Origin of the sequence: Chryseobacterium metallicongregator (assembly GCF_031324065.1) — a bacterium.
Taxonomy (GTDB): domain Bacteria; phylum Bacteroidota; class Bacteroidia; order Flavobacteriales; family Weeksellaceae; genus Chryseobacterium; species Chryseobacterium metallicongregator.
On record NZ_JAVIXS010000003.1, the window covers coordinates 417747 to 436416 of the forward strand.

Here is an 18670-nt window from a genome sequence, read left to right on the forward strand (position 1 = left end):
CAAGCACAAGAACTATAATCATATAAATTTTGATTATTGTCTTTTTTTGAGAAATAAAGTGGATAGCCTGAAAATTCTGTATTTAAAAGAAATAATAATTTTATGATTATACTCATAAAATAAAAAAAAAGACTGGTATATCTTTGGCTAAGAATTAATAGATAAAATAATTTTTATCTCTGATATAAAATTTTTTTTCATCATTTGTGTTTTTTGAGGCCTCCATTTCTGGGGGCTTTTTATATAAAGGATTTATATGATATTTTATGTTGATCTTCATGGAATTTTTCATAACTTTTTTGTATCATGATGATTAATCTTTTTATGGAGGATGTAGGGAATGTGCCAATTTGTTATCGAAAATCCTTTTTATGGCAGATCAGCTCTTTTAATTTTTTTTTATGTCCTGAATGTAAATTTTATTTTATTAAAATGTAAATTATTTTTTTTTTTAATACTTTTGCCGGAGCATTAGATTTATCTGAAATTATTAAAGGTAATTATGAAGAGGTTTTTAAGGTATCAGTAAAATCTGTTTTAAATGTTGAATTGGTGAAAATGGTGTCATAACAAGAAAATAACTTTTTTTCTCGAAATCGTTATTCTTGGCACGATTTTTCAATATAGAAATGTAACTCATGTTTAATTTGAGTTTTCATGGTTATTAGTTTTTATCCTCGGAATTTCCGGGGATTTTTTTTACCCTAATATGACGCTACTCATAAAAGTATGTTGGATCAAACTTCTATTTTTGAACGAGATAATTTTCTATCCATCATTACTTTTTACATTATTTATCAAGCTCTTCTTTGATCTGGAAGAGCTTTTTTTTTGTGAATAGTATATTACATTATAAATAAAAAACCATAAAGATTGAATAGTCCGTGGAAAAGTGCTGTTAGAATAAAACTGTATTGATGAGCGTGCTTGTTGTAATAGATGTAAAGATTATTTAAAATAATACCGCCAAAGAATGTCATAGCGATATACAGCCCATTATAATAATGCATAGAGGCAAAAATACTGCTCATAATGATTATGCAGAGCATTCTATTATTTATTTTCATCCATTTGCTTAAAACCAGGTAAGGGAGATATTGAAATAGAAAAGTCTCCAGAAAAGGTGCGATGAATATTGCAATGAAGTTTAGTTCTTCTTTCGAAATATTGTTGTGTCTATTTTGATTGACATCAAAATGAAAATAGGTATCATTAATGAAATTAAAGAAATATCCATTCAAAAGAGCAAGAGAAAATGAAATGATGAAGAAGGATAGTAATTTTTTCATACGTAAATATTGATGATAAAAAAGAATGGAATACTAAAAAAGCTAAAAGTATCAAAACAAAAAAACCTCTAAATAACTTAGAGGTTTTTTTTGAGGTACCTAGCGGATTCGAACCGCTGTAGATGGTGTTGCAGACCACTGCCTAGCCGCTCGGCCAAAGTACCATTTTTACCATTTTTGAGGTGTGCAAATATAGTGAAATTTCTTTATGAACAAAAGTTTTTAAGCAAATTCTTTCCTCCCAAGATCTTCAATTTCTCTTTTTGCTTGAATCTCAGCCTGATAATTTTTGATGTTAATTACTCTTGTATCACTCCAGCTGTCATGCCATCCGTTTACACCAAGAAAAGATATCCCATCAAAGGAACAATTCTGGAAAGACTTCTGTAAAAAAATTGCTGGGTAGTTGGCTTTGTATCGTCTGTACTGATTACTTTGGTTCCGGTAATATACTTTGCAACGGTTCTTCCATCTAAAAAGTTTTCCATCAAAAAGTAATACACACAATAATTGAAATTTCCAATAAAGAGCTGCCATATTATATTTCCATTACTATAGAAGTAGAAAAACTCAATTGAGGTTGCTTCATAAAGATAGTTTTTTAGTTTAGTTTTTTTATTGGAGTTTTAAAATCCGTTCACAAGTAGCTTTAAGGAGGCGTTCGTATCAATAACCGCTGTAATACCTGTATTACTGAGTAGAATTTTACTAGGTTTAAGATTGAAAACTTTTCCATTCATCTTTAATCCTTTATAATATTCTTTGTTGAAGGCTTCTTCAATACTTTTTCTTGAAGTTTCTTCCAGTTCCTGAGTTGGGATACCATATTCTTCTTCAATCATTTTTACGATTTTCCCCTGAAACAGGAGAGAAGCTGTTTTCTGCAGAATATTGGTAGTTTTTAGTTTGAATTTGGTTTCTGACAATACAATTTTTCTTTTTGTTTCGTCATACACCGGAATTCCTGAAATAATAGAAGTTCCTTTGATATAACCATCAGTTTGAGCCTCAATAACTACTCTGTCATCAACACCGTATACTCTGATATCTGTTACTTTTACTTTAGAATCACGCACATCAAACTCTTTGTTTAGAAACGTTTTTCTTGCCATATTACTAGCTTCTGTAAAAGGAATATTGGCTGTCGTCTGCAGAATAAACTTGTCAGCAACGGTAGGTGTTGTATTAAAATTGACAACACTGGTTACTGGTGAAGAAGCGGCAGGTTTATTTCCTGTAAAAGTTTCAGAAAAAATATCTACACCAAGGGTAGCATTGATCTGGTTTCCATAAAATTTTAAAGGAGTGATATTGACTCCCACAGGGCTTACTTTCAGCCATGTATTATACTCCTCAGAAATATTGAAGGGCTGAAGGAAAGTATTCCACGCCATTAACGCATATTGCTGGAAATTCAGCTGTGTAGCCATTTGCTGATCAATAGTTTTACAGAATTTTTCCTGTTGCTCTTTTAAACTTTTTTCAACAATGGAGGTAATAGGAATCTGTATTCTTCCATAGTCCAGAACAGGTTTTGTTACCCATCTGAAGCCATTGGGCCGGGTATTGGTGGTAATGGTCCAGTTATTTTTAAAAGTAACGGTGGTATTGAAAGACATTACCGTTTCGAAAGTGGTATTTTGATAGGTATATACTCCTAATGTACCAATTCCTTTTTCAGCCCATATTTTTAAAGGAACTTCAATCAGTAAATTCTGACTGGTTCCTCCTACAAGGCGAATGGGTCTTGTTTTCCATACTTTTACCTTAAACTGATCATTATTATTGTCTGTATAAGAATCATCCTGATACACAAGATCTTTCACGGAAGCATTGATCATATTGCTCAGTTCCGAAAGGGGAATGGTCACAGGCATTGTAATACTGGACTTTATCTTCGGAAAATTATAAGCCGCCAACTGATTATCAACGCCGGCCTGGCCAAAAACGCTGATTCCTGCTACTAAAAATAATATTTTAACGAATTTCAATTTGTATGTTTTTTTAATGAAACGAAAATAAGAATTTTAATTTTCCGGTTTAAAACTCTTTTCCAACTCAATACTCGCTCCTTTCATTTCTCCCTGCATAGGTGGAGCTGTTTTGGTGATTTTTAATTTAATATAATCGACCTGTGGAAAGCTGTCATGAATTTTTGTGATGATTCTTCCCGCTACATGTTCCAGTAATTTGGATTTTATTTTCATTTCACAGTGAAGGATATTGTTGATATCTGCATAACTTATAGTGTCATGCAAATCGTCGGATGTGGCTGCTTTCCACAGATCGGTATGAAGTTCTGCATTCAGAATATAATAGGTACCGATGGTATTTTCTTCAGGAAGTACACCATGGTACGCATATATTCTTACATCTTCAAGATATATTTTGCTCATTGCATCAGATTTTATGAAGCAAAAATCGTCTTAATTCTTCAAAATCTGAATTTATTTCTACAGTTTTTTTCTCCTTTTCCATAAGTTCCTTCAATGATTCCGGAATTTCAATTTGGGTATGAATCGCTTTTTCCACAGCATCAGGGAATTTTACCGGATGAGCAGTACCCAGGATAAATCCTTTTTGATTGGGATTTTCTTGCAGATATTTTTCCATTGAAGCAAAGGCTACGGCACTGTGAGGTTCCAGAATATATCCGTATTTTTCATAAACTTCTGTGATGGTACTCATGGTTTGGTCATCATTAATGGAATATGCCGATATTTTATATTTTAAAGCTTCAAACTGATGCCCAAAAAGCTCCAGAACTCGTACAAAATTACTAGGATCTCCTACATCCATTGCATTGGATAGAGTAGCAATCGCTTTTTGTGGTTGGTAGTTCTGAGTTGTAAAATAATCCGGAACTACATGATTGGCATTACAGGCTGCAATGAAATGACTGGCAGGTAATCCTCTGAAATGAGCCAGAAGTCCGGCACAGATATTTCCGAAATTACCACTTGGTACACAGATTACAGGATGTTCTTTATGCTGCTGAATCCATTGTTTTAATGCAATTAAATAATAAATCTGCTGGGGAAGCCATCTTGCAACGTTGATAGAATTAGCAGAAGTCAAAAATAACTGATTGTTGATTTCTTCATCTGAAAAAGCCTGCTTGACAAGATTCTGACAATCATCAAAACTGCCATTGACTTCTAGTGCCGAAATATTTTCGCCTAATGCCGTCAACTGTTTCTCCTGCACCGGACTTACCCTGTTTTTAGGATACAAAATAACTACATTAATCTGCGGAATTTTATAAAATCCATGGGCAACAGCGCCTCCGGTATCTCCGGAAGTGGCAACAAGAACAGTTACTTTTTTCTGCTGATCTTTCAGAAAATAAGACAGGCAGCGGCTCATAAATCTCGCACCAATATCTTTAAAAGCTAGAGTAGGGCCATGAAACAATTCCAGTATAGATATCTGTTCATTGATTTTTACCAAAGGAATTTCAAAGCTGACGGTTTCTGCAACAATCTCTTTTAATACTTGTGAAGGAATTTCATCGCCCACAAAATCTCTCATGCATTGATAAGCAATTTCTTCATTGGAATACTGATGAAGGTTTTTAATAAATTCTTCATTCAACTGGGGAATGTTTTCAGGAAAGAACAATCCTTTTTCTTTTCCCTGACCTTTTATTGTTGCTTCTCCGAAATTAATTTTTTCCAGATGGTCTTTTAAATTATAATATTTCATTTCTGTTTTTTATGATTAAGCTTCTTCAATGATTTGAATACCAGCCGGATTTATTTTTGAAACGTATACAAAACTTTCTATTTCAATTTCCTCATATATTGATTTCATCATTTGGGCAATTTTATCTGCAGTTTCTTTTTGTTCAGAAAGCATAAAAATAGAAGGCCCAGATCCTGAAATTCCACCACCTAAAGCTCCTAATTGCAGACTTTTTTCTTTGATTTCGTTAAATTTCGGGATCAAAATACTGCGGATAGGTTCTATAATGACATCGTTGAGGCTTCTGCCAATCAACGGGAAATCATTCTTCTGAATCCCAGCTACGAGCCCGGCTATATTTCCCCATTGTTCAACAGCGCTTTTTAAAGTGATATTTTTCTTTAAAATCTGTCTGGCATCTGAGGTTTTAACTTCCACCTGTGGATGAACGGCAGTTACAAATAAATCAGGACTATTCAGAGGGATGATATCCACCGGCTTGGTAGATTTCACCAGCGTAATTCCACCATAAATGCAAGGAGCGATATTGTCTGCATGCCGTACTCCTGAAGCCAGCTCTTCTCCAAACATGGCAAAATGAACCATTTCCTCTTTGGAAAGTTTGTTTCCTAATAACACATTGGCACCAAAGGCGGCTCCGGCGGCACTTGCCGCACTGGAGCCGAGCCCGCTTCCGGGCTTTATATGTTTATGAATAATGACTTCAAAGCCGTTTTTCAGATTAAAGTATTCCTGAATTTTTAAGAGAACAATCCCGGCAACATTACTGGAAGGCTTTTCAGGAAGTCCGAAAGAGTCTGTATGTTTTATAATAATTTCTGGGGTTTCCAATAATCTGAATTCCATCTCATCATAAGGATCGTGCATAGCCATTCCTAAAATATCAAATCCGCAAACCAGATTGGCAACAGTGGCTGGTACTTTTAATTTTACTTTTTTCATAATTATATTTTAAATAGAACGGATAATATCTGCAAAAACTCCACTTGCCGTTACATCTGCGCCGGCACCGGCTCCTTTTACAACCAATGGCTGTTCTGAATATCTTAAAGTTTTAAAAATGACAATATTGTCTTTTCCATATAAGTGAAACAGATCGCTATCCGGAGCAATATGCTGTAGCCCTACTTTAGCTTTTCCGTTTTCAAATTCTGCAACATATTTTAATATTTTGCCTTCGTTTTTAGCTTTAATCAATAAGTTTTTAAAATGATCTTCATATACTGTAAGCTTTTCGTAGAAGTTTTCAACACTTCCCTGCATGCATTCTTCAGGCAGAAAACTTATGTTTTCAATTTCCTCAAACTGAAGCGGATATCCTGCCTCTCTTGCCAGAATTAAAATTTTTCTGGCTACATCTGTTCCGGACAGATCAAGTCTTGGATCCGGCTCTGTATATCCTTCCTTCTGAGCCTGAGCTACTACTTCAGAGAACGTTCTGCTGCCATCATACTCATTAAATACAAAATTCAATGTTCCACTCAATACAGCCTTAATAGATTGAATTCTGTCTCCGCTTTTGATCAGATCATTAATGGTTCCTATTACCGGAAGCCCTGCTCCTACATTGGTTTCAAAATAGAAATTACAGCTGTGATTTCTTGCGGTATTTTTTAAAGTTTTATACTTTTTGAAATCTGAAGAAGCCGCAATTTTGTTACAGGCCACGATGTTCACACTTCTTTTTAATAAGCTTTCATACACTTCAGGAATGTTAGCGCTTGCCGTTACATCAACGAAAACCGAATTTCTAAGGTTTCTGCGGATAATTTCATCAGCAAATTCTCTGGCAGAGGCTTTTTCACCATGTTGTTCCCAGTTAGCATAGCTGTCCATTGAGATTCCCTGATCTGAAAACAGCATATAACGGCTATTGGAAATCCCTGCAATTCTCAGGTTGATCAAAAAGTTTTCTTTTAAATAATCATTTTGGTTATAAACCTGCTGTATTAGTTTTGAACCTACATTTCCTGTTCCACAGATGTACAGATGGATTTGCTTTATTTCAGATTCAAAAAATTCTTCATGAAGTACGTTAACCGCTTTTTTACTATCCTTTTCTGAAATCACAATGCTGATATTTCTTTCTGAAGATCCCTGTGCAATTGCTCTTATATTAATCCCATTATTTCCGAGACATCCAAACATTTTTGCACTCACTCCACTTCTACTTTTCATATTTTCTCCTACCAAAGCCACGATGGAATGTCCTGTTTCAATTTTTACAGGATACACTCTTTTCAGGTTAATATCATCTGCAAAAGAAGTATTGATGGCATATTCGGCACGCAAAACTTCTTTTTCTTCAATAGCAATGGTGATAGAATGTTCTGAAGATCCTTGTGTAATTAGGATTACATTTATTTTTTCATGGCTTAGACATTGAAATAATTTTGCTGAAATTCCGGGTATTCCTACCATTCCACTGCCTTCAAGGGTAAGCAGGGCAATATTGTTCATATTTGAAATTCCTACTACAATCTGCTTTTCATCTTCGGAACATCTCGGTTGATGAGAAATTAAAGTTCCTGGTGCATCCGGATCAAAAGTATTCTTGATGATCAGGTTTGTATTTTTTACCATCACAGGCTGAATGGAAGGTGGATAAAGCACTTTTGCCCCAAAATGTGATAGTTCCATCGCTTCATGATAAGAAATTTCTGAAATAGGTTTAGCATTGGAGACCAGACGCGGATCAGCGGTCATCATCCCGCTTACATCTGTCCAGATCTGAAGTTCTTCTGCATCAATAGAAGCCGCAATAATAGAAGCCGTATAATCGGAACCACCTCTTCCTAATGTGGTTGTATTTTTTTTTTCATCATGAGCAATAAACCCAGGACCTAAAAGAATACGGTTTGGGGTTTTATTCAGGAAATTGGCAATATTACTATCAGTACATTTAAAATCTACTTTTGCATGAGTGAAATTACTGTCTGTTCTGATCAGCTCTGCAGAATTCATCCATACGCAGTCTGATTTTTCTTGTTGAAGTCTTGCTGCAATAATATTTGAAGACAGAAATTCTCCGTAAGAAGCAATTTTATCTTTTATTCTGTCAGTAAGCTCACCAAGTACAGCAATCCCGCTGCAGAGCTCTTCGATATCATTGAAATGTTTTTTTACAAAACTTAACCATGAACTTTGTTCTGCAATTGGAAAAAGTTCTTTTACCAGATTGATATGTTTTTCCTCAAGGTTCTTGACAATCTGAATATAATTTTCATCTTTTACAGAAGCGTGTTCTGCGGCTTTGATCAGTTGGTCAGTAACACCGTGAAGTGCTGATACAATAACAACAACTTTGCTTTTTAAAGATTCTCTTTTTATTATTTTTTCCACCAGTAAGATATTCTGAGAATGGGCGACTGATGTTCCGCCGAATTTTAAAACTTTCATCAAGTATTTTTTTGAAGTTGGATAAATAGAATGATATACTCTTTTAAAAAAAAGAGTACGGATACCGGGAATAATATGTGAAAATCTACCCCGTTATGGGGTAATTGTTGTAATTCCGAATGTAGAAACAGAAGATATGCCTGAAATAAGTGATTTCAGGGAAGAAATATCAGATATGTTTCTTAATAAATTCATTGTAACGGAACAAATGTACAAATTATTTTGAAACCACCAAGTTTTTAACAGAATAAAATATATTTCCTTTTCATGAGATATATTTGGTGTAATTGATTAAAAATGTTACATTTATAATATTAACTAATAACGAAAGAATTATGAAAAATTTAAAGAAATTAAACCGCCAACATCTGAAATCAATGAATGGAGGAGATGTGAATAACTGTTTTGAAAATTGTCCTGCCGGACCCTACGGACCTGGTGAACCAAGATCATGTGCTGATTATTATGCATTACCAGAGTGCTGTAAAGGAAGAGTATTAGTAAGCTTTGAATGCTTCGGCCCTTACTGATTTACATGATCAATTTATTGTTATTACAGAATACTAAAATTATTACAATATGAAAACAATCAAGAAATTATCAAGAGAAGATCAGAAAAATATCAAGGGTGGTTTCACTGATATTCAGATTGAAGCATGTGGAGGTGAGCAATTTGTCTGTTTCCGCGGAGGTGGAAAATGGGGCTGCTGGCTAAAGCCGGGTGGTACTTGTTATGCGCCTATGTTATAATAAGATAAGATGTAATTATTTCAATAAACCTTAATCAAACTCAATGACCATGAGAAATTCAAAAAAACTTAACAGAGAAAGCTTAAGAGCCATCATTGGAGGGACAGGAGACAGCTGTGCCGTAGATCTTGACTGTGGACCAAAAGGTTGTGCGATATGTACAGATCTTAAAGGACGTAAAGTTTGTCTTTATCTTCTCTCTTATGATCCATCTATTCCAGGCAGCTGTATGGTTCTGGAAGGTTAGTAAAAAATCAAAAATTAATTAAAACTACTATGAAAAATTTAAAGAAATTAAACAGAAAAGAACTTCAAATGCTGCAAGGAGCAGGTCCAGCCACATGCACAGGATGTCCTAAGAATACTACTTATGGAAATAATCCTGGTGATGCTCCATGTGAGGCTTTTCAGATGCTTCCTGACCGTTGTAAAATGTGTGTTATTGTAGATATGTCATGCATGAGCGGAGGAGTTTCTTAAAAGATAATTTGACTTTATGAAAAAATTAAAGAAACTGAACAGAAGGGATTTGGAACAAATGAAGGGTGCTGGTGTATCAAGGTGTGATGGTTGTCCTACCCATCTGGTTTTTGGACCAGGCTCTTCCAGTGATCCTTCGTGCGAGGCATATTGGATATTGTCCGAGAATTGCAGAATGTGCGTTGTTGTGAGCGCAGATTGTTTTGTTGCAATCACTGCTGACTAAAAATAAAAATAAAAAAGCACTGTGAAAACAGTGCTTTTATTTATTTTATACTTTTAGAAAGATCAAGCATGGCTTCAATAGGTTTCAATGCTTTTAATCTTAATTCTTCGTCGATAAGAATTTCAGGAAGCTCATATTTCATACATAAATAAAGCTTTTCCATTGTATTACGTTTCATATAGAAACATTCTGAACAGTTGCAGCTTTCATCAAAAACCAATGCAGGAATCAGTTCCTTGTGAGGAGCACGTTTTCTCATTTCGTGAAGAATTCCTTCTTCTGTAGCGATGATGAATTTCTGACAGTCATCTTTTTCTACATAGTTCAACAGGGCAGAAGTGGAACCGATAAAGTGAGCCAGTTTTAATACTGCTTCTTCACTTTCAGGGTGTGCAATCAGTTTTGCATCCGGATTATCTGCCAATTGCTGGGCAATTCTTTCCATTGAAAATGCTTCGTGTACTACACAGCTTCCATCCCAAAGGATCATATCACGACCTGTTTTTTTTGATAAATATCTTCCAAGGTTTTTATCCGGTGCAAAAATAATTGGTCTGTCTTTCGGAAGTGCTTCAATTACTGTTTCAGCATTGGAGCTTGTAACGATGATATCACTTTCTGCTTTCGTTTCTGCGTTACAGTTGATGTAAGTGGCAATTAAAGCATTTGGGTACTGTTCACGCATTTTTCTTAATCCCTCTCCGGAACAACCGTCTGCCAGAGAGCATCCGGCCATGGTATCAGGAAGAACTACTTTTTTAGTTGGGTTCAGGATTTTAGCGGCTTCTGCCATGAAATGTACTCCGCAGAATACGATCATATCAGCATTCGTATCTTTTGCCTGTCTTGCAAGCTGTAAAGAATCCCCCAGGAAATCAGCAATATCCTGAATTTCTCCAGGCTGGTAATAATGGGCAAGAATAACAGCGTTTTTTTCCTCTTTAAGCTTAAGAATGGCTTTCACCAGTTCTTCTCCCTGAGGAATAGCAATATCTTTTATATCCAGAAATCCTCTGACAGGAATTGCAGATTTAGCTTTTTCTAATGTTTCGGTACTCATATCAACCTCAATTTTTTTCTTTATAGAAGTTAGAGATTAGACATTAGAAGTCAGTATACAATGAGGATGATTTTCCTGGATTAAAAAACTAACTTCTAATTTCTAACTTCTAGTTTCTTTCTATAAAACTTTTTATTAAACTTTCTATTTCTTTTTTAGCTGCATCAAGATCTTCATTAATTACGATCTTGTCAAACTCGCTAGCGTAGGTCATTTCTTCTTCTGCCTTTGCTACACGGGTTTTTATGGTTTCTGCATCATCTGTATTTCTGGAGATCAATCTTCGTTCCAATTCTTCAATGGAAGGCGGTTCTATAAAAATAGACAGTGCCTTTTCACCAAAATATTTTTTTAACGAAATTCCTCCTTTTACATCTACATCAAAAATAACTACTTTTCCCTGATTCCAGATTTTTTCTACTTCAGATTTTAAAGTACCGTAATATTTGTCAGTATATACTTCTTCATACTCTACAAAAGCATCTTCAGAAATTTTCTGTCTGAACTCATCCGGTGTCAGAAAATGATAATCTACCGCATGAATTTCACTTCCTCTCGGTTGTCTCGTTGTACATGAGATTGAAAATTCCAGCTCAGGAAATGTTTCCAGTGAATGCTTTACCAATGTAGTTTTTCCGCTCCCTGATGGTGCTGAAAATATAATTACTTTATCCATTTTTTTTAATTTCGGACTATGGGTTTCGAGTTACGGATTTCTTTCTTAAAAATTATAACCACGCATCTCGTACCTGCCATTACAATACGTTTAACGTTTGCTCTTTTATTTTTTCAAGGTCATCTTTCATCATCACAACTAGTTTCTGGATATCTGCGTGATTGGCTTTAGACCCTAATGTATTGATTTCTCTTCCGATTTCCTGAGAAATGAAGCCCAGTTTTTTTCCATTAAAAGATTCATTGTCCATTACTTCTTTATAGTATTTCAAGTGCTGGCCAAGTCTTACTTTTTCTTCAGAAATATCAAGTTTTTCAGTAAAATAAGCCATTTCCTGATAGAAACGTGTTTCATCAACGTTTTCAAATTCTTTCAAAGATTTCTGATAACGCTCTTTCACGCTGACAATTCTTTCTTCTTCAAAAGGAATTACTTCACCAAGATATTTGTCAATATTCTGAATATTTCTGTTTAATTCTTCGTGTAAAATACTACCTTCAGTTCTTCTGAATTCTTCGAATCTGTCTACAGCATTATTGACAATCTTAGCCAAAGCTTCCCATTCACCTTCCGTCAATTCGTCAGGTCTGGATGTGATGGCATCAGGAAGTCTTACCGCCATTTTAAGGTATTCGAAATTGGGACCGTCAGAAGCTATGTTTTTAAGTTCATTGATATAAGAGTCAATTAAGTTTTTATTAATTTTTACATCATTGGACTCTTCAAGATTCTCAATATTAACGTAGCAGTCTACTTTTCCACGGATAATTCTATCATTAAGAATTTTTCTGATCTCAAATTCTTTTTCTTTATAACGTAAAGGAATTTTGATATTCAAATCAAAGCTCTTGCTGTTCAGAGATTTAATATCTATTGTAATCTTTTTTCCTTCAAAAACATCTTCGGCTCTACCGAATCCGGTCATTGATAAAATCATAGTTTTTTATTGTTCTACAAAGATAAACATTTAAGTCTATAGTTGGGCTAATGTTGAATGGCTGGAAGATGGAGGTAGGAAGCGGGAAGATTGTTGCAAATATAAATGAGATCTAATTTTAACTTCCAGTCTCAGGCTTCCATCTTCCAGCAAATTAAATGAGCTCATTTTCGTAAATTAGCGCTGTGAAAAAGAAAAATTTAATTTCTGTTGTAGGACCCACCGGAATTGGGAAAACGAGATTGGCAATTGATTTGGCTCAGTATTTCAATACGGAGATTATTTCATGTGATTCCCGCCAGTTTTTTAAAGAAATGAAAATAGGAACAGCGGCACCTTCTGAAGAAGAACTGGCGGGTGCACCTCATCATTTTATCGGAAATCTTTCGGTGGAAGAATATTATTCTATCGGGCAGTACGAAGAAGATGCGCTTCAAAAACTTAATGAACTTTTTACCACTCATGACACCGTTATCCTTGTCGGTGGAAGTATGATGTATGAAAAAGCAGTAATAGAAGGCTTACATGATCTTCCGGAAGCGAACGCTGAAAACCAGGAGAAACTTCAGACTATTATGGAGCAGGAGGGGATAGAAAAGCTTCAGGATATTTTAAAAGAACTGGATCCGGAATATTTCAATGTGGTAGATATTCACAATCACCGCAGACTGCTGAGAGCCATTGATATTATCTGGCAAACGGATAAAAAATATTCTGACCATATTTCGGTTTCCCAAAATGGAAGGGATTTTAATGTAATCAGAATCGGAATAGAAGCTCCAAGGGAAGAACTGTATGACAGAATCAACCGTAGGGTGGATATTATGATGGAAAAAGGTTTACTGGATGAGGTAAAAGGTCTTGAACAATTCAAAGAACTGACGGCTTTAAATACGGTAGGATATGCTGAACTTTTCAAATATTTTGATGGAGAGTGGGATCTTGATTTTGCGGTTTCAGAAATTAAAAAGAACAGCCGAAGATATGCGAAACGTCAGCTGACGTGGTACAGAAAGGCGGATGATATTCATTATTTACCGCTCGGGTATTCTCAAAATGATTATAAAGAGCTGCTAAAATGGATTGCTGAGCAGTTTCAGAAATAATACGTTTACACCATTAAGAAGCTTTAAAAGTTTTAAAAATAGAGATTCCTACGGAATGACATAGTGTATGAATAAGCTAAGCGTACAGTTTGTCATTCTGACGAAGGAAGAATCTCATTACGACTAATAGATTCTTCACTCCACTGCGTTCCTTTCAGAATGACAGTGCAGATAAAAATTAATAATTGTCTTTTAATATGTAAATAAAAAATGCGGTCCAAAAAGAACCGCACCTTAACAAATATAATTTAATTTACTACTTCCAACCGCCGCCTAGCGCTCTGTATAGATCTACAATGCTGCTTAATCTCTGTCTTTTAATGGAAGCCAGATTCAACTCTGCCTGTAGGGAATTTCCCTGTGCTGTAATCACTTCCAGGTAATTGGCTGAACCTCCTTTGTAAAGAAGTTGTGCACTTTTAATTCCGTCTTTCAATGTGGTAGACTGCTCGGTAGCTTTCTGTTCCTGAACTTTTAAGTTTTCATTGGAAACCAAAGCATCTGAAATTTCACCTACTGCATTCAGTACCGATTGGCGGAATGCCAGAACATTTTTCTCCCTTTGAATTTTTGCTACTTCCAGATCTGTTTTCAATTGTCTTTTCTGGAAAATAGGCTGGGTAATTCCTCCTAAAACTGATCCGAATAACGATGCCGGAATCTGGAACCAGTTATCAAATTTGAATGAATTTACTCCTCCGTTGGCTGTAATTTTCAATGCCGGATACATATTGGCCTGAGCAATTCCTACCATCGCATTGGATTCTAGTAAAACCAATTCCTGCTGACGTACATCCGGTCTGCGGCTCACCATAGCTGCCGGAAGTCCCGCGGAAATATTCTGAGGTAAAGAAGTATCAGACATTTCAATGGTTCTGTTTACTTTATTAGGCAGTTCACCTGTCAGAATACTCAGTGCATTTTCCTGAATAGCGATATTCTGTTCCAGCTGAGCAATCAGAAGTTCTGTTGCCTGTTTCTGTGCTGCAGCCTGCTGTACTCCTAAAGAAGTATTATCACCACTTTCCCACATTTTTTGTGTAATCATTAGGGTATTGCTGCTCAGTTCCAGATTGGATTTTGCAATAGCCAATTGTCTGTCAAGCATTAACAGGTTATAATATCCCTGTGCAATAGCTGCCACTACCTGAGTCTGAACTGCTTTTGAACCTTCATAGGTCTGAAGATATTGCATTCTTGAAACTTCCTGCTGGTTTTTGATTTTTCCCCAGATATCTGCTTCCCATGAAAGGTTGAAGGCTGCATTATAATCTTCAACATGGCTTGAACCTAAAAATAAATTTAAGCTTTGTCCGTTCATGCTGTTTTTAGAAGGTCTTGAAATCTGCCCGCTTACTCCGAAACCAACATCCGGATATTGCATATATTTTGCCTGTTTCAGTTTTTCCTGTGAAGCAGCTACCTGTTTCAGGGCAATCTGAAGGTCATAATTATTTTTAATTCCTTTTTCAATCAGTTCCTGTAAAATAGGATCGCTGAAAAACTGTTTCCACTCCAGGTTGGCTATACTGGCAGTGTCTGCAGTGGCGGTGTACTGAAATTTTTCCGGAAGAGGAAGCTCAGGCTCCGTGTATGCCAGTTTAGACACACACGAAACAGAGCCGATGGCCAGCACAAATGTTAGAATAATATTTTTTACTCGTTTCATAGTTTTTAAACTTTTAATTGAATACAAAACTTAGAGAGGTTTCTGTTGAGGCAAAAATTGACTTTAGTAGGAGAAAATAGTTAGCTTTTTTAAACCATTAAGATTAGTAAGAGAATAGTTGATCTTTTAATCTTAAAATTTTCCCTAAGTTTTTGTTATTCATTTTTTATTAGTGACTAGCAGCTAAAAGTTCTTCTTCCATTTGTTTTTTCAGAAGTCTTTTCTTTTTTCTGCTTGGCATTTTTTCATGAAGGTACTGGAACACTACATACATTACCGGAATGATAAAGATCCCGAAAATTACTCCTGTAAGCATTCCTCCTACAGTACTATAACCGATAGAGTGATTTCCTTTTGAAGAAGCACCTTGCGTCCATACCAGCGGAAGCATTCCCACGATGAAGGCGAAAGAGGTCATTAAGATCGGTCTTAGACGTAATCTTGATGCCTGAAGTGCAGATTCAATTAATGTTTTCCCTGCTTTTCTTCTCTGTACAGCAAATTCCACAATCAGGATGGCATTTTTTGCCAATAGTCCTACCAGCATGATCAATCCTACCTGAACGTAAATATTGTTATCAATTCCAGCTAATCCTGTGAAAGCAAATACTCCGAAAATCCCTGTAGGAATCGTAAGAATAATAGCAAACGGAAGAATATAACTTTCATATTGTGCTGCCAGTAAGAAGTAAACAAACAGAATACTTAAGAAGAAAATAAAGGCAGTCTGTCCGCTTGTTTTAATTTCCTCACGGGTAATTCCTGTCCATTCATATCCATATCCTCTTGGAAGTGATTGCTGAGCCACTTCTTCTACCGCTTTAATGGCATCTCCGGTACTGTAACCAGGTTTTGGAGTTCCGTTGATTGTTACGGCATTGAAAAGGTTATTTCTTGTTACCGTTTCAGGACCGAAAGATCTTTTTAACGTAACCAGTGTTTTTGCCGGCACCATTTCTCCGGATTTATTTTTTACATAAATTCCTTCTAATGAATTAACATCTGTACGGTAAGGAATATCGGCCTGAGCCATTACTCTGTAATATTTTCCAAATCTGTTGAAATCCGATACAAAGCTACTTCCGAAATAAATCTGCATGGTCTGCATCAGTTCTGTTACAGAAACACCCAGCTGGTTGGCTTTATCCGTATCCACATCAATAGTATACTGAGGGTTTCCTGCCGCATAGGTTGTAAAGGCAAAAGCAATTTCAGGTCTTTTCATCAATTCACCAATGAACTGTTGAGTAGTTGTTCCCAATTGTTCGAAAGAACCGTTCGTTTTATCCTGAAGCATGAATTCAAATCCGGAAACGTTACCGAAACCTTGTACAGTAGGGAAGTTGAAGAAAAATGCGTTGGCATCTTTTACCTGGCTTACCTTACCTGTCAATGTTGCTGCAATCTGATCAGGATCTTTCATTTCACCACGCTTGTCATAATCTTTAAGTTTAATGAAACCTGCAGAATATGGAGAAGCGTTGGCATTACTGATGAAGTTCATCCCATCTGCTACCCAAAGGTGGTTGGTTGCTTTTTCCCCGTTGATGATTTTATCAATTTGTGCTGTCGCTCTGTGTGTTCTTTCTAATGAACTTCCTGGAGGAGTATTCACGGCATACAATACGAATCCCTGGTCTTCAGTAGGAATAAATCCTGATGGTGCTTTTTTGATCAAAAATACACTTGCTGCTGTAATGACAACAAGACCTCCTATCGCTACCCATTTGTTTTTAATTAAAAATTTAAGGCTGTAGATATATTTTCTGGTCATGCTGTTGAAGCTGGCATTAAAAGCATTGAAGAATCTTGCTCCAAAACCTTTTTTATGACCGTGTTCTCCATGCTCTCCCTGAGGATCATTTAAGAACATTGCACATAATGCAGGACTCAATGTTAATGCATTCACTGCTGAGATTAAGATGGCAATCGCTAATGTGAAAGCAAACTGTCTGTAGAAAACTCCTGCAGGTCCCTGCATGAAACCAACCGGAATAAACACGGCACACATTACCAATGTAATGGAAATAATGGCTCCGGAAATTTCACTCATTGAGTGCATCGTTGCATGTTCTACAGGCATTCCCGTTTGTTCCATTTTGGAATGGACGGCTTCTACCACCACAATGGCGTCATCCACTACAATACCAATGGCGAGTACCAATGCAAATAAGGTAAGCATGTTGATACTGAAACCAAATAACTGCAGAAAGAAGAAGGTTCCGATAATCGCTACCGGTACGGCAATAGCCGGAATTAATGTAGATCTGAAATCCTGAAGGAAGATAAATACTACAATAAATACCAAGACGAAAGCAATAACAAGCGTTTCTACAACCTGATGAATCGAAGCATCCAAAAAGTCTTTGGAATTATACATGATAATGGGTTTCACTCCTTTTGGAAGGGTAGTTTCCATTACTTTCACCTGCTGTTCAATTTCGGTTAGGATCTCATTGGCATTGGAACCTGCGGTTTGTAAGATGGCAAATCCGGCAACCGGTTTTCCGTCTACTCTGTTGGTCGCAGTATATGTATAAGAACCAAACTCTACTCGTGCAACATCTTTCAATCTTAGGAAAGATCCATCACTATTTGCTTTGATGGCGATATTTTCATAATCTTCATCTTTGTTCAGCTTTCCTTTATATTTAAGGATATATTCGTAAGTTTCCTTACTTCCCTGTCCCAAACGACCTGGAGCCGCTTCAAGGTTGTGATCTTTAATGGCTCCTAACACTTCCTGCGGAGAAAGATTATTAGCTGCCAGACGATCCGGTTTTAGCCAGATTCTCATGGAATAATCCCTTGTTCCGAATACCTGAGCCTGTGCTACACCCGGAATACGCTGTATCTGTGGAATAACATTAATTTTCAGGTAATTCTGAAGGAATAATTCATCATATTGTTTTTCATCTTCACTGGTTAATCCCATGAACATGATCATACTATTCTGAACCTTCTGGGTTGAAATCCCGGCCTGTACTACTTCCTGAGGCAGCTGGCTCATCGCTTTCGATACACGGTTCTGTACGTTTACTGCTGCATTATCAGCATCAGCACCCTGTTTGAAGAAAACACTCAGGGTCATAGTACCGTCGTTACTGGAGTTTGAGGTCATGTACGTCATGTTCTCAACCCCGTTTACCGCTTCCTCAATAGGAGTAGCCACTGAACGTGCTACCACCTCAGCATTAGCTCCAGGATAGAAGGCCGTTACCTGAACGCTTGGTGGAGCGATATCCGGGAAAAGGGCAATCGGTAAATTAAAGAGAGACAAAGCTCCCAATAATAAGAGTATTATGGAGATGACCGTTGAAAGAACCGGTCTTTCTATAAATTGTTTTAACATAAGAAGTTTATTTTTTTAAGT

The 18670-nt window shown here is 36.3% G+C and carries 17 protein-coding genes and 1 tRNA gene; 5 read left to right on the plus strand and 13 right to left on the minus strand.

What is annotated here, in order from left to right; all coding sequences use genetic code 11:
* Positions 1-845: 845 nt before the first annotated feature.
* From REB14_RS06120 to thrA, 8 genes are all read right to left on the minus strand, one after another.
* Complete coding sequence (locus REB14_RS06120) at positions 846-1289, minus strand: CPBP family intramembrane glutamic endopeptidase (protein WP_079243114.1); 444 nt, start codon at positions 1287-1289, stop codon at positions 846-848.
* Between the two features lie 93 nt (positions 1290-1382).
* Positions 1383-1453 (minus strand) — tRNA-Cys (locus REB14_RS06125).
* 171 nt (positions 1454-1624) lie between these two features.
* Complete coding sequence (locus REB14_RS06130) at positions 1625-1864, minus strand: RDD family protein (RefSeq protein ID WP_309521803.1); 240 nt, start codon at positions 1862-1864, stop codon at positions 1625-1627.
* Between the two features lie 51 nt (positions 1865-1915).
* Positions 1916-3280, minus strand: a complete 1365-nt coding sequence (locus REB14_RS06135; protein WP_079243112.1) for a DUF4403 family protein — start codon at positions 3278-3280, stop codon at positions 1916-1918.
* A 36-nt stretch (positions 3281-3316) separates the two neighbouring features.
* Entirely contained in the window at positions 3317-3685 is a 369-nt protein-coding gene (folB, locus tag REB14_RS06140) for a dihydroneopterin aldolase (RefSeq protein WP_079243111.1), read from the minus strand.
* Positions 3686-3689: 4 nt separating this feature from the next.
* Complete coding sequence (gene thrC / locus REB14_RS06145; RefSeq protein WP_309521766.1) at positions 3690-4994, minus strand: threonine synthase; 1305 nt, start codon at positions 4992-4994, stop codon at positions 3690-3692.
* 15 nt (positions 4995-5009) lie between these two features.
* Entirely contained in the window at positions 5010-5936 is a 927-nt protein-coding gene (locus REB14_RS06150; protein WP_309521767.1) for a homoserine kinase, read from the minus strand.
* Positions 5937-5945: 9 nt separating this feature from the next.
* On the minus strand, positions 5946-8393 hold the full coding sequence (gene thrA, locus REB14_RS06155; protein WP_309521768.1) for a bifunctional aspartate kinase/homoserine dehydrogenase I: 2448 nt from the start codon (positions 8391-8393) through the stop codon (positions 5946-5948).
* 335 nt (positions 8394-8728) lie between these two features.
* Between thrA and REB14_RS06160 the strand changes: the two genes are divergently transcribed.
* From REB14_RS06160 to REB14_RS06175, 4 genes are read left to right on the plus strand one after another with little or no spacing between them, the layout of a single operon-like run.
* Positions 8729-8923, plus strand: coding sequence for a bacteriocin-like protein (locus REB14_RS06160; RefSeq protein ID WP_079243107.1), 195 nt, complete (start codon positions 8729-8731; stop codon positions 8921-8923).
* Positions 8924-8972: 49 nt separating this feature from the next.
* Positions 8973-9143, plus strand: coding sequence for a bacteriocin-like protein (locus tag REB14_RS06165; protein ID WP_156106417.1), 171 nt, complete (start codon positions 8973-8975; stop codon positions 9141-9143).
* Between the two features lie 49 nt (positions 9144-9192).
* On the plus strand, positions 9193-9390 hold the full coding sequence (locus REB14_RS06170) for a hypothetical protein (RefSeq protein WP_309521769.1): 198 nt from the start codon (positions 9193-9195) through the stop codon (positions 9388-9390).
* 29 nt (positions 9391-9419) lie between these two features.
* Positions 9420-9623 carry a hypothetical protein gene (locus REB14_RS06175; RefSeq protein WP_309521770.1) on the plus strand — a complete coding sequence of 68 codons (204 nt, stop codon included), beginning with the start codon at positions 9420-9422 and terminating at the stop codon, positions 9621-9623.
* A gap of 266 nt (positions 9624-9889) precedes the next feature.
* Here REB14_RS06175 and nadA read toward each other — a convergent pair whose 3' ends face one another.
* From nadA to REB14_RS06190, 3 genes are all read right to left on the minus strand, one after another.
* On the minus strand, positions 9890-10909 hold the full coding sequence (nadA, locus tag REB14_RS06180; RefSeq protein ID WP_079243104.1) for a quinolinate synthase NadA: 1020 nt from the start codon (positions 10907-10909) through the stop codon (positions 9890-9892).
* 109 nt (positions 10910-11018) lie between these two features.
* Positions 11019-11585 carry a guanylate kinase gene (gmk, locus tag REB14_RS06185; protein ID WP_079243103.1) on the minus strand — a complete coding sequence of 189 codons (567 nt, stop codon included), beginning with the start codon at positions 11583-11585 and terminating at the stop codon, positions 11019-11021.
* 79 nt (positions 11586-11664) lie between these two features.
* Positions 11665-12522: a YicC family protein gene (locus REB14_RS06190; RefSeq protein ID WP_079243102.1), complete on the minus strand. Its 858-nt coding sequence runs from the start codon at positions 12520-12522 to the stop codon at positions 11665-11667.
* Between the two features lie 185 nt (positions 12523-12707).
* Between REB14_RS06190 and miaA the strand changes: the two genes are divergently transcribed.
* Positions 12708-13628, plus strand: a complete 921-nt coding sequence (gene miaA / locus REB14_RS06195) for a tRNA (adenosine(37)-N6)-dimethylallyltransferase MiaA (RefSeq protein WP_309521771.1) — start codon at positions 12708-12710, stop codon at positions 13626-13628.
* A gap of 256 nt (positions 13629-13884) precedes the next feature.
* Here miaA and REB14_RS06200 read toward each other — a convergent pair whose 3' ends face one another.
* Positions 13885-15297: an efflux transporter outer membrane subunit gene (locus REB14_RS06200; RefSeq protein ID WP_079243100.1), complete on the minus strand. Its 1413-nt coding sequence runs from the start codon at positions 15295-15297 to the stop codon at positions 13885-13887.
* A gap of 169 nt (positions 15298-15466) precedes the next feature.
* Positions 15467-18649, minus strand: coding sequence for an efflux RND transporter permease subunit (locus REB14_RS06205; protein ID WP_309521772.1), 3183 nt, complete (start codon positions 18647-18649; stop codon positions 15467-15469).
* Positions 18650-18670: the final 21 nt, after the last annotated feature.

What these genes read in the sequence shown, in the direction of transcription:
- REB14_RS06120 (WP_079243114.1), bottom strand. Translation starts at nt 1,289, where the DNA reads ATGAAAAAATTACTATCCTTCTTCATCATTTCATTTTCTCTTGCTCTT.
- REB14_RS06170 (WP_309521769.1), top strand. Translation starts at nt 9,193, where the DNA reads ATGAGAAATTCAAAAAAACTTAACAGAGAAAGCTTAAGAGCCATCATT.
- nadA (WP_079243104.1), bottom strand. Translation starts at nt 10,909, where the DNA reads ATGAGTACCGAAACATTAGAAAAAGCTAAATCTGCAATTCCTGTCAGA.
- folB (WP_079243111.1), bottom strand. Translation starts at nt 3,685, where the DNA reads ATGAGCAAAATATATCTTGAAGATGTAAGAATATATGCGTACCATGGT.
- REB14_RS06165 (WP_156106417.1), top strand. Translation starts at nt 8,973, where the DNA reads ATGAAAACAATCAAGAAATTATCAAGAGAAGATCAGAAAAATATCAAG.
- REB14_RS06175 (WP_309521770.1), top strand. Translation starts at nt 9,420, where the DNA reads ATGAAAAATTTAAAGAAATTAAACAGAAAAGAACTTCAAATGCTGCAA.
- gmk (WP_079243103.1), bottom strand. Translation starts at nt 11,585, where the DNA reads ATGGATAAAGTAATTATATTTTCAGCACCATCAGGGAGCGGAAAAACT.
- thrA (WP_309521768.1), bottom strand. Translation starts at nt 8,393, where the DNA reads ATGAAAGTTTTAAAATTCGGCGGAACATCAGTCGCCCATTCTCAGAAT.
- REB14_RS06200 (WP_079243100.1), bottom strand. Translation starts at nt 15,297, where the DNA reads ATGAAACGAGTAAAAAATATTATTCTAACATTTGTGCTGGCCATCGGC.
- REB14_RS06205 (WP_309521772.1), bottom strand. Translation starts at nt 18,649, where the DNA reads ATGTTAAAACAATTTATAGAAAGACCGGTTCTTTCAACGGTCATCTCC.
- REB14_RS06150 (WP_309521767.1), bottom strand. Translation starts at nt 5,936, where the DNA reads ATGAAAAAAGTAAAATTAAAAGTACCAGCCACTGTTGCCAATCTGGTT.
- REB14_RS06190 (WP_079243102.1), bottom strand. Translation starts at nt 12,522, where the DNA reads ATGATTTTATCAATGACCGGATTCGGTAGAGCCGAAGATGTTTTTGAA.
- thrC (WP_309521766.1), bottom strand. Translation starts at nt 4,994, where the DNA reads ATGAAATATTATAATTTAAAAGACCATCTGGAAAAAATTAATTTCGGA.
- REB14_RS06160 (WP_079243107.1), top strand. Translation starts at nt 8,729, where the DNA reads ATGAAAAATTTAAAGAAATTAAACCGCCAACATCTGAAATCAATGAAT.